This window comes from Kitasatospora sp. NPDC034023 (genome assembly GCF_055575795.1).
Genome location: NZ_JBVIRY010000009.1, coordinates 187,236 through 197,374, shown reverse-complemented (window position 1 = coordinate 197,374; position 10,139 = coordinate 187,236). Strand labels below are relative to the sequence as shown.

The following is a 10,139-nucleotide window of genomic DNA, read 5'->3' as shown; positions in this document are numbered from 1 at the left end:
CGCCTGCCGCCCGCGACGCTCCCCAGCTCATCGGGAACCATTTCCGGCGCCACGCTAGGAGCCGCCCCGGGGCCGAACAACCCCTACCGCTCCCCTACGAACCGCGGCGCTGCGCCCCCGTTTCGGGAGGTGGGCGGGAGTTCGGCAGCACCGAGAGGGAGCCGGAGGCCCTATTCCTCGCCGGGGTGCCAGAGCCCGCTGGAAGGGCGGAATCGACGCGAGAGCCGTCGACGGACGCGGGCGGCCGGACTTCAGTCCGTGACCGCCTGTCCTTCACCTGACCCGAGCCGGCCCGATCGGCCGCCTGCCGGCCGGGTCACGCGGCCGGCAGCGGACGATCCGCCGACTGCGTGGCGATGTGGTCGAATGAGCCGGTCTCGGCCTGGGTGACGATGTCGGCGAACTGTGCGGCGCTCAGCTGGATCTGCCGTCTTCGCTATCGACGGCACCCTGGTCGACAGCAGCACCGTCACCACCGACGCCGTCCGCGGCGGCTTCGCCGACCCGGAGGCAGCGGCACCCTACTGGGGGCGCGGCGAGGCCGGTGGGATGCTCACTGCTCCCCCACCTCAGTCGATCTTCCTCGGTACCGGATCCGTTAGCATGCGTCGTTGGTTTTCGAACACACGGGCTGGCCGGTCGTCGGTCGCCCGCACGGGGGGCATGCATGGCAGACACTGACGCGGGCTTGCAATTCAAAGTCAATCCTGCCGAACTGGACGGCTGCGGACAGAGCGCGCAGCACATCGGGGGCCTGATACCGGGCGAGACGTCGAAGCTCGCGGAGCCGTGCAACCAGGCCGCCGGTGGTCTGAAGGGCTGGCAGACGGCCACCGCCATCCAGAACTGCGGGACGAACTGGAAGACGCTGCTGGACAAGCTCGCCGGTGACATGGGCGACGTCGGCACCAAGCTCGCCACGACGGCCACCTACTACCGTCAGGCCGAGCAGAACGCCCACAACAGCATGCGCAACCCGGCCGCCCCGGTCCCGGACGAGCCGGACCCGTTCGGCACGACGGTCGTCCCGGGCCCCGTGAAGCCCTCCAGTGCGAAGGCAGCCGAGTAGCCCGATGGACATCAAGACGCTGTACGACGCCGACATCATCAACATCACCATCGCGAAGAACGCCTTCGACACGCTCTACTCGGCGTTCGGCCGGCACATCGAGTCCTGGCAGCACGAGGTCGCCGACCGGCTCACCAACTCGCACTGGACCGGCACCGCGTCCGACCACGCCCAGGCCCGGATCCGCTTCCTGGGCACCGAACTCCAGTCCGCGCACAGTGAGCTGGATCTCGTCGGCAAGGCCCTCGCCGCGGCGGCCGAGCAGTTCGCGCTGGCCCAGTCCCACCTGGTCTACGCCCTCGACGACGCCAAGGCCGCCAAGCTCAACGTCACTCCCGAGGGCACCATCACCTGGGACAAGGAGCCCACGTCCGCGAACTACGCGGGCGCCGGCGCCGAGACGACGGCCATCGCGATCAGCAACCGCATCACCGCCGCGCTCAACGAGGCCGCCCACGCGGACCAGGAGATCAGCGCGCGGCTGAACCACTTCGCGACCAACGCCGGCAACGGCACCGGCCTGGACGCCGCCACCGTGGCCCAGGACCTGGCCGCCCAGAGCGGGAGGGAGCAGATACCGCCCGCAGGCACCGAGCCGGCCGGCGTCAAGAAGTGGTGGGACGGCCTCACCGACACCGAGCAGCAGAAGTTCCTCCACGAGCACCCCGACCAGATCGGCAACCTCGACGGCGTCCCCGCGGCCGTCCGCGACCAGGCCAACCGGGTCAACCTGAGGAACCTGATCAAGGACCGCGAGACCCAACTCGCCAACCTCGGCCCCGAGCCGACGAGGTACCTGAGCGTCGCCGACATGAACGGCGCGCCGGTGGAGAACCCCGACTACACGGTGTGGAAGCGCAAGCACGACGCCCTGCAGGAGAAGCTCACCGGCTTCCAGTCCATTCAGAAGCGGCTCGACGGCAAGTTCGAAGGTGGTGGCGGGCCGGGCTCCGAGCCGCCACTGCTGCTGCTGGGGATCGGCGATCAGGGGCAGGGCCGCGCGATCCTGTCCTGGGGCGACCCGGACAAGGCCCGGAACGTCTCCTCGATGGTGCCCGGGCTGAACAGCAACCTGGCCGGCGCCGGAAACGGCGACGCCATGACGGCGAAGCGCATCTACGAGTCCGCGGAGAGCAGCGCGCGGGCCAACAGCGAGACGCCGAGCATCGCGTCCGTGTTCTGGCTGGGGTACGACGCGCCGCAGTTGGACGGCCCCTCGGTGCTCATGCAGGACCGGGCGGAGGAGGGCGGGGCCGCGTACAACAAGTTCCTCACCGGACTCCGGGCCACCCACGAGGGCGCCCCGGCGCACATGACCGCGCAGGGGCACAGCTACGGCTCCCTGGTGGTCGGGAAAGCGACCCAGCACCCCGGCGGCCTGCCCGTCGACGACATCGTCCTGGTCGGCAGCCCGGGTGTCGGGGTGGACAAGGCAACGCAGCTCGGGATCGGTGCGGATCACGTGTACGTCGGCACGGCCAAGTACGACCCCGTCGCGGACGCGCCGTCCCCCGGGATGCTCATCCCCGGTTGGGCCGCGGTCGAGGCGTTCACGAATCCCGACGGATCGTGGCACGGCACGGACCCGGCCAGCGAGAGCTTCGGCGGGCAGCGCTTCTCGGTGGCGGACGGGACCGTGACCGACTCCCACGACAACTACTTCGGGAAGGACCACAAGGGCGGCGACTCGCTCCCCAACATCGGGAAGATCGTGAGCGGTCACGGGAACACGATCACCAGGGAGGACCCGAGGTGAAGGCCGCGGTACGACGCACGGCCGTGCCGGGGGTGCTGCTGGCGCTCCTGGTCGGCTGGTACGCCTGGCCTGAGTCCGCGGAACCCACCGTGCCGGTCGACCAGGCACAGCACCGGATCGAGGCCGAGCTCGCCGATATCGCCGGGGCCTTCCACCCGGGGCTCCAGTGGGCCGCGCCGAAGTACAGCAGCGATCCCGAACTGACCGGACTCTGCGGGACGTCCGGGTGCAAGAGGACGGGCCGGGCGGAGATGTCCGCCCGCCAGGCGGCCCGAGTCCGGATCACCCCTACGCGGAGTCAGGAGCCGCTCGACGTCGTCCAGGCACTCTGGACCGGGAAGGGCTACTCGGTCGAGCGCAACAAGGGCTCAGTGGAGGTGAAGGGCTCAGGGTTCAGCCTCCGGTTCGTCGCGGGAGTGGAGGGCTGTGCCGAGGTGTGGGCTTCCGTGTTCGATGTCACCGACATCGGCGATCGCGAGTGGATCGACAGGTTCGGCCCGGGAGGGCAGGCCTACGCCGCCACCTGCGCGACGGTCGACGACCCCTACTGGTCGCACTGACGCTACTGGTCGCACTGACGCCGGGAGCCCGCCCGGCCCGGCCTCCTCGGGCCGGGCGGGCTGAGGCGGTACGTGGTGCGCCCGTGCTGGGGCGGGACGATCCCGCCCCCAGGTTGTCGGAGCCTCGGCGCGCGAGGGAGACCTGCGTGCCGGGGCACTCTGGCTACGCTTGGTCTCCCAACCGTACGCGAGCAACGACTTCGTCCACCGCGCCTCCGAGACCCGGTTCCCGGCGCTCGAAGCGGCCCAGGAAGACAACATGGCCTCCCCCTTCTCCGACCCGACGTTCTACCGGGACCGCTACCCGACCTACGCCGCGCTGCGCGAGCGCTCCCCCGTCCTGCCCGTCCCCATGGACGGCAGCATGGGGACGGCGGTCGCCATCACCGGCTACGAACAGGCGCGAGAAGCCCTCACCGCAGGCCTGTCCAAGGACGCTTCGGCGTACTTCGCCGACCGCCCGTCCGGACGCTCGCTCCACCCGGCGGTCGCCCGCACGATGCTTCACACCGATCCGCCCGCACACACCCGGCTGCGCCGTCTGGTCGTCCGGGCGTTCACGCCCGGGACCGTGGACGGCCTCCGGCCCTACATCCGAGCGCTCGCCGAGCAGTTGGTAGGACCGTGGGAGCCCGGCGCCGAGGTCGATCTGATCGCGGATCTCGCCGGCCCGCTCCCGGTCACCGTGATCTGCCAGCTCCTCGGGGTCCCGCCCGTCGATCGGGACCGGATCCGCAGCTGGTCCACCGACCTGTTCGCCACCGGTGACCACGCGAGGATCGACGAGGCCTCCCATGCCCTCGCCGACTACATGACCCGGCTGATCACCGCCAAGCGCGGCTCTCCGGACACCGCTCTCCTCTCCCAGCTGATCGCCGTCCGCGACGCCGACGGCGACCACCTCAGCGAGGAGGAGCTGGTCTCCCTGGGCCTCCTGCTCCTGGTCGCCGGCCACGAGACGACGACGGCTGCGATCGGCAACGCCGTCCTCGCTCTGCTCCGGCACCCGGACGACCTGGAACACCTCCGAGCCGGCCCGCACCGGATCCCCACCGCTGTGGACGAGTTGCTGCGCTACGACTCGCCCGTGAGCGTGGCCACGTGGCGCCACGCCCCCGAGGCGGTACGACTGGGCGACACCGAAGTGGCGGCCGGCACCCCCGTGTTCGTGTGCCCCGGCGCCGCCAACCGCGATCCCCGCAGGTTCACCGACCCGGACCGGCTCGTCCTCCAACGCCCCGACGCCGCCCAGCACCTCGCCTTCGGCCACGGCATCCACCGCTGCCTCGGCGCACCGCTCGCCCACGCCGAGGTCGAGACCACGCTGCGGGTCCTGCTGGAGCGCTTCCCTGGCATGCGGCTGGCCGTACCCGCCGAGGAACTGCAGTGGCGCCACTCCCGCCTCGTCCGAGGGCTCGCGTCACTTCCCGTCGTGCTGTAGGCACATCCGCGCGACTCTCGGAGGCTGACCGGTGGCGGCCGCATCCGCCCGTCCGGCAGGCCACCCTGGTCCGGGAATCCGACGTGAGCGGCCGTCGACGGGCGCCGCCCCTCGGTAGCGGCCGTCGTGGGGCGCGATCGGCTGCGAGCCGATCGTCTGATCGCCTCCGTCAGGTGGTCGGCGGGGTTTGGTCGGCGGGCTGGACCGGACGGGGGCTCCGTGGGTGGGTCCGGCCGTGTCGGCCCGGGTTGGGGTGAGGGGGTTACGTACGGTCGGCGGACCGTGCGCAGTTCCCCCGAAGGAGGCCGACAGCGGTGCAACGCAAGTGGTGGACGCTGATCGCGGTCACGGTCGCGACGTTCATGTTGTTGCTCGACATCACCGTGGTCAACGTCGCTCTGCCGTCCATCCGCAAGGACCTGGGCGCGAGCTTCACCGACTTGCAGTGGGTGTTCGACGCCTACGCGCTCTCGCTGGCCGCTCTGGTGCTGACGGCCGGTTCGCTGGCTGACCGGCTCGGGCGGCGTCGGGCTTTCGCGGCGGGGCTGGCGGTCTTCTCCGGGGCCTCGCTGCTGTGCGCGCTGGCGCCGAATCCGGTCTTCCTCAATGTCTCGCGTGCGGTGCAGGGCGTCGGCGGCGCGGTGATGTTCGCGGTGTCGCTGGCCCTGGTCGCGCAGGAGTTCCCGCCCGGGCGTGAGCGCGGCACGGCGATGGGCATCTACGGGGCCACCATCGGGATTGCCGTCGCGGTGGGGCCGCTGGTCGGCGGGGCGCTCACGGACTCGCTCGGCTGGGAGTCGATCTTCTACCTCAATGTGCCGATCGGGGCGGCCGCCCTGGTCGTCACCTACCTCAAGCTGGCCGAGAGCCGCGACCCGAACGCCACCCGGATCGACTGGCCCGGGGTCGCGGCGTTCAGCAGCGGGCTGTTCCTGCTCGTCCTGGCGCTGGTGCGGGGCAACGCCGAGGGGTGGGGCAGCGCGCTGATCGTGGCGCTGTTCGTCGGCGCGGCCGTCCTGCTCGCCGTCTTCGTGTGGATCGAACGCCGTGTGCCCGAGCCGATGCTGCCGCTCGGGCTGTTCCGTCGGCACGCGTTCACCGGTGTGCAGTTGGCCGCGTTCGCCGTCTCCAGCTCGCTGTTCGCACTGTTCCTCTATCTGACGCTGTACCTGCAGGACTATCTCGGGCTTTCGCCGTTCGCGGCGGGGGTTCGTTACCTGCCGATCACGGTGCTCAGTTTTCTCGTGGCACCGGTGGCCGGGGTCCTGCTGTCCCGGGTGCCGGCCCGGCTGATGCTCTGCGTCGGGCTCGTCGCGGTCGGTGCGGGCATGCTGCTGATGGGCGACATCCAGCCCGAAGACACCTGGACCGGGCTGCTGGCCGGCTTCCTGGTCGGCGGCGCGGGTGTCGGTCTGATCAACCCGGTGATCGCCGATGTCGCGGTGAGCGTGGTACCCAAGGAGCGGAGCGGCATGGCGGCGGGCATCAACGACACCTTCCGGCAGGTCGGGATCGCGGTCGGCATCGCCGTCTGGGGGGCGATCTTCGTCGGCCGGGGCTCCCACAAGGTCCGCGAACTGGCGGCGGGCACGCCGATCGCGGAGGGGTCCCGTCCTCGCGAGCTGATCGAGGCCGCTTCTTCCGGCAGTCTGCCGCAGGTGCTCGCCGGGCTTCCCGAGCCGGCCCGGGCGGCCGCGTCGGCCGCCGCCCGGGCCGGTTTCCTGGACGGCCTGAACCTCGTGCTGCTGCTCGGCGGACTGGTCAGCCTGGCGGGCGCGGGCCTCGCGCTCTGGCTGGTCCGGGAGAGCGAGATCGACCGCCAGGAGACCGGTCTTCCGGAGACGGCCGACGGTCAGGGGACCAGCCCTCGGGGGACCGGCCGTCCGGAGGCGTAGGGCCGCCGGGGCGCCTCAGCCCTGGTACTGGACGACGATCTTGGTGAACTCGTACGGGGACTGGGTGACGCCGCTGCAGGCGTCGGCGTCCGTGCCGGAGCCGCAGGCGCGGTCCCGGTTGACGGCCCAGAAGGCGAAGCGGGCGAGGTGGTGCTGCTTCGCGTACCCGAGGATGGTGCGGAAGTCGCCGGTGGTGACGGTCTCCCCCGCTTCGTCGGTCCTGCCGTTCATCGAGGAGACGCCGATGTGCCGGTACGCGGCGTCGTCGCTGTAGCCGTACGCGCTCTTGACCGCGGCTTTCAGTCCGTCGAGCGCGCCGACCGTCGCCTGCCCCATGCTGCCGCTGTGGCCACCGAAGTCGAAAGGCATCACCACCCAGCCGTCGTTCGCCAGGCCGGCGGCGGCGCCCCGCTTGATGAGGTCCTTGCCGTTGGCGTCCGGGCCGCTCGGGGTGGTGCCCATGGTGACGTAGGTGACGATGCCCGGGTTCTTGGCCTTGACGATCTTGAGCGCGTCGACCACGCGCTGACGGACCGTCGCGTTGCCGAACTCGGTGTTCTCGATGTCGATGTCGAGCGCCTTCAGCTGGTAGGCGTCGATCACCTTCTGGTAGGCACCGGCCAGCGCGCTCGCGCTGGTGCACTTCTCGCCGAGCTTGTTCCCGCTCCACCCGCCGACCGAGACCACGATGTCACCGCCGGCTGCCCGGATCGACTTGATGGCGGCCTCGTCGGAGCCCCCGGCGAGCGCCCGGCTGCCGTCCCACTTCGGGGTGCACCCGCCGTCGGAGAGGATGAACGCCAGGGTGAACCACTTGACCCCGGCCGCCTTCATCACGTCGGCCGGCTTCTGTGGGTTGCCCCAGCCGAGGTACTCGTACGGTGCGGCGGCCATCCCGGGCACGGCCGTCGCGGCGGGGGCCGCCGCCGCAGGGGATGCCGACGTGGGGGCCGCCGCCACGGAGGTCGCGGGGGCCAGCAGGAGCGCGGCCGGGGCGAGGGCGGTGGCGAGCAGCGGGGCGGTGAGACGGACTCCGATGGTCTTGCGCATGCCAACTCACTTTCGTCGAGCCAGGAATACGGTGACGGTGGGTCAGGGAGGCGGGAGCGGTCCACCCGTGCGGACGGCGGCGGTCCGCCGACGGGTGTCTCACAGGATCGGGGCACGAGGCCCCGGGGTCAATGGCTTTCGTTAGGAAAGTTTCCCAACGATTGCCGCCGGCCCGCCGCGCCCGATCCGGACCGCCGGGTACCCGCCCCGGAACCGCCGGGTGCCCGCGCCCGGACCGCCGTGCCCGATCCGGCCCGCCGCGCCCGATCCGGACCGCCGGGTACCCGCCCCGGAACCGCCGGGTGCCCGCGCCCGGACCGCCGTGCCCGATCCGGACCGCCGCGACCGACCCCGGTCAGCCGCTCCAGGAGGAGCCCGAGGTGGTCGTCCGTACGCTCGGGGCCGTGCTGCCGCCCGTGGTGCCGATCGCCGGGCCGCTCGCCGGGCCGGCGGAGGTGCGCGGCGCGGCCGGGCCCGTGGAGGCCGCCGGGGCGTGGTGCCCGGTGGTGGTGCGGCGCGCGGCGGGGGCGGTCACGGCGGCGGGCTCGTCACCACGCGGCGTGACCCGCTCGATCCGCAGCACCAGGTTGCGGTCCTGCCGGTCGCCGGTCCGGTCGCGGTTGCGGCTGTGCACGACCTGCGTTTCCACGCCCCGGATCTCCTGCCAACGGCCCTGGACGGCACGGATGTTGGGGCACCACTCGCCCTGGTCGCGGTGCTCCAGGTCGAGCTGCCAGCTCTTCGCCTCGACGGTGTGGACGGCGCCGACCTCGCCGGGGATCTCCACCGGCGCGGCGCCCCGGACGGTCACCACCGCCCGCTGCGGATACCGTCCCTCCACCGCCGTCACCGTGATCCGGCTCGCGCCCTGGTACCTGGCCATCGCTGTTCTCCCGTGTCCGTCCTCGTGCCGGCTGCCGACCGGCCTCAGCCGGTACCACGGACGGCGCATCGTCCGGGGTTCGATCGGCCCGGATCCGGCCTGAACCGCGCGGCGCACGGCATCCGTTCCACGGGGGCTCCCGACCTGCGCGGAGCGCCGCCACGCCCGCGGAGCGGAGCTCAGCGGTGGCGCGGCCGCGACAGGCCGCAGGGGGCCGTGCCGGGGGTGCCCGGGGTGCCGGGGGCCGTCGTGTCCCAGACGTGCAGGGCGGCGAGGGCGGCGGTGCGTTCGGGCACGGTCGGCCGGGTGCCCTCCGGGGTGAGCAGGTAGTCGGCGACCGGGGTGAGCAGCAGGGTGGCGGCGCCCGCCGGGAGGAGGACGGCCTCGTCCCACTGGTGCCGGGTGACGGTGCGGCGCAGCAGGGTGCCGTGGCGCGGTCGGAGCGGGCGGGTGGTGGTCCGGCGGCGCTGGAGTTCGGGGGCGACCTCGGCCTCCAGGACGGTGCGCACGCCCGCGAGGGAGCCCAGCGGCAGGTGTTCGGCGGCGAGGTCGAGCAGGGCGACGGTCTCCGGGGCGAGCCGGTAGGCGGCGACGACGGCGGCGGTCTCGACGGGTTCGAAGGGCTGCCCGGTCAGGTGTGCCACGTCGAGCACGTCGCCCGCGTGGAAGGTGCGGCCGAGGCCTTCCTCGGCGAGGGCGATCAGGCCCTCGACGTGGTCGTCGGCGGCCAGGTAGGGGCGGACCGGGACGGTCGCGAGGTCGCCGGCGAGGGCGGCGGTGGCGAGCCGTACCTGGTACCAGGGGTCGAGCAGCGGGTCCTCGGCCGGCCAGCGCACGGTGACGGCGGTGTGCCGGGGGCGCTCGCCGAGCAGGGTGACCTCCACGGACTCCACCGGGTGGTCGGTGACCAGCCGGTTGACGGCCTGCCAGAGGGCGGCCTCGGTGGGGCTGACGAGGGTGAGCTCGCCCAGCGGCCGGGGCAGGTCGGACGGGTAGTAGCCGGCCAGCGGGAGGTCCCGGATCGGGCGGACTCCGGTGGCGCCGGCGAGGTCGCGGGCGAGCCGGGCGTAGCAGTCGGAGCGGTCCCGGGCGCGCCGCAGTTCGGCCCGGGCGTGGTCGCCCATCCGGACGTCCTCCCGGGCGAGCGCGGCGAGCACCAGGTACGGGAGGTCGCGGACGGCGCGGGCGCGTTGGAGCAGTTCGACCGGTCCGACGTCCGGGTCGACGTCGAGCAGCCGGTAGAGCAGGTCGGTGTTCACGGGCGTCCGCCTCCGAGAGCTGGGGTGGTCGCCGGGCAGCGGTCCGGCGGCCGGGGGTGTGGCGGGCCCGGCGGGTCGTGCCGGGCCGACGGCAGGGGAGCCACACCACTGATTGTGGTGACGGTCGATCAACACGGGATCACCACCGGGTCGACGATCTCTCGACAGCCCCCGGGGTGCCGTGGGTTGATAGGGGCTCATCATCGGGGGGAAGCACGTGCGCGGG

The 10,139-nt window shown here is 72.5% G+C and carries 8 protein-coding genes; 5 read left to right on the top strand and 3 right to left on the bottom strand.

Going from position 1 to position 10,139, the window contains the following annotated elements; genetic code table 11:
* Positions 1-688: 688 nt before the first annotated feature.
* The 5 genes from ACZ52R_RS15990 (at position 689) to ACZ52R_RS15970 (ending at position 6,721) form a co-directional block, all read left to right on the top strand.
* Positions 689-1,069, top strand: a complete 381-nt coding sequence (locus ACZ52R_RS15990; RefSeq protein WP_465621402.1) for a WXG100 family type VII secretion target — start codon at positions 689-691, stop codon at positions 1,067-1,069.
* 4 nt (positions 1,070-1,073) lie between these two features.
* Entirely contained in the window at positions 1,074-2,825 is a 1,752-nt protein-coding gene (locus ACZ52R_RS15985) for an alpha/beta hydrolase (RefSeq protein WP_465621401.1), read from the top strand.
* The gene (locus tag ACZ52R_RS15980; RefSeq protein WP_465753611.1) at positions 2,822-3,385 is read left to right on the top strand and encodes a hypothetical protein; all 564 of its coding nucleotides are present in this window, start codon (positions 2,822-2,824) and stop codon (positions 3,383-3,385) included. The genes ACZ52R_RS15985 and ACZ52R_RS15980 overlap by 4 nt, the downstream gene beginning before the upstream one ends.
* Positions 3,386-3,644: 259 nt before the next feature.
* Entirely contained in the window at positions 3,645-4,826 is a 1,182-nt protein-coding gene (locus ACZ52R_RS15975) for a cytochrome P450 family protein (RefSeq protein ID WP_465753617.1), read from the top strand.
* Positions 4,827-5,140: 314 nt separating this feature from the next.
* Positions 5,141-6,721: an MFS transporter gene (locus ACZ52R_RS15970; RefSeq protein ID WP_465753610.1), complete on the top strand. Its 1,581-nt coding sequence runs from the start codon at positions 5,141-5,143 to the stop codon at positions 6,719-6,721.
* Between the two features lie 15 nt (positions 6,722-6,736).
* Here the strand turns inward: ACZ52R_RS15970 and ACZ52R_RS15965 are convergent, their stop codons facing one another.
* From ACZ52R_RS15965 to ACZ52R_RS15955, 3 genes are all read right to left on the bottom strand, one after another.
* The gene (locus tag ACZ52R_RS15965) at positions 6,737-7,771 is read right to left on the bottom strand and encodes a chitinase (RefSeq protein ID WP_465753609.1); all 1,035 of its coding nucleotides are present in this window, start codon (positions 7,769-7,771) and stop codon (positions 6,737-6,739) included.
* Between the two features lie 355 nt (positions 7,772-8,126).
* Positions 8,127-8,654, bottom strand: coding sequence for a hypothetical protein (locus ACZ52R_RS15960; protein WP_465621397.1), 528 nt, complete (start codon positions 8,652-8,654; stop codon positions 8,127-8,129).
* A gap of 179 nt (positions 8,655-8,833) precedes the next feature.
* Positions 8,834-9,913, bottom strand: coding sequence for a hypothetical protein (locus tag ACZ52R_RS15955; protein WP_465621396.1), 1,080 nt, complete (start codon positions 9,911-9,913; stop codon positions 8,834-8,836).
* Between the last annotated feature and the right edge of the window lie 226 nt (positions 9,914-10,139).

What these genes read in the sequence shown, in the direction of transcription:
- ACZ52R_RS15975 (WP_465753617.1), top strand. Translation starts at nt 3,645, where the DNA reads ATGGCCTCCCCCTTCTCCGACCCGACGTTCTACCGGGACCGCTACCCG.
- ACZ52R_RS15965 (WP_465753609.1), bottom strand. Translation starts at nt 7,771, where the DNA reads ATGCGCAAGACCATCGGAGTCCGTCTCACCGCCCCGCTGCTCGCCACC.
- ACZ52R_RS15960 (WP_465621397.1), bottom strand. Translation starts at nt 8,654, where the DNA reads ATGGCCAGGTACCAGGGCGCGAGCCGGATCACGGTGACGGCGGTGGAG.
- ACZ52R_RS15985 (WP_465621401.1), top strand. Translation starts at nt 1,074, where the DNA reads ATGGACATCAAGACGCTGTACGACGCCGACATCATCAACATCACCATC.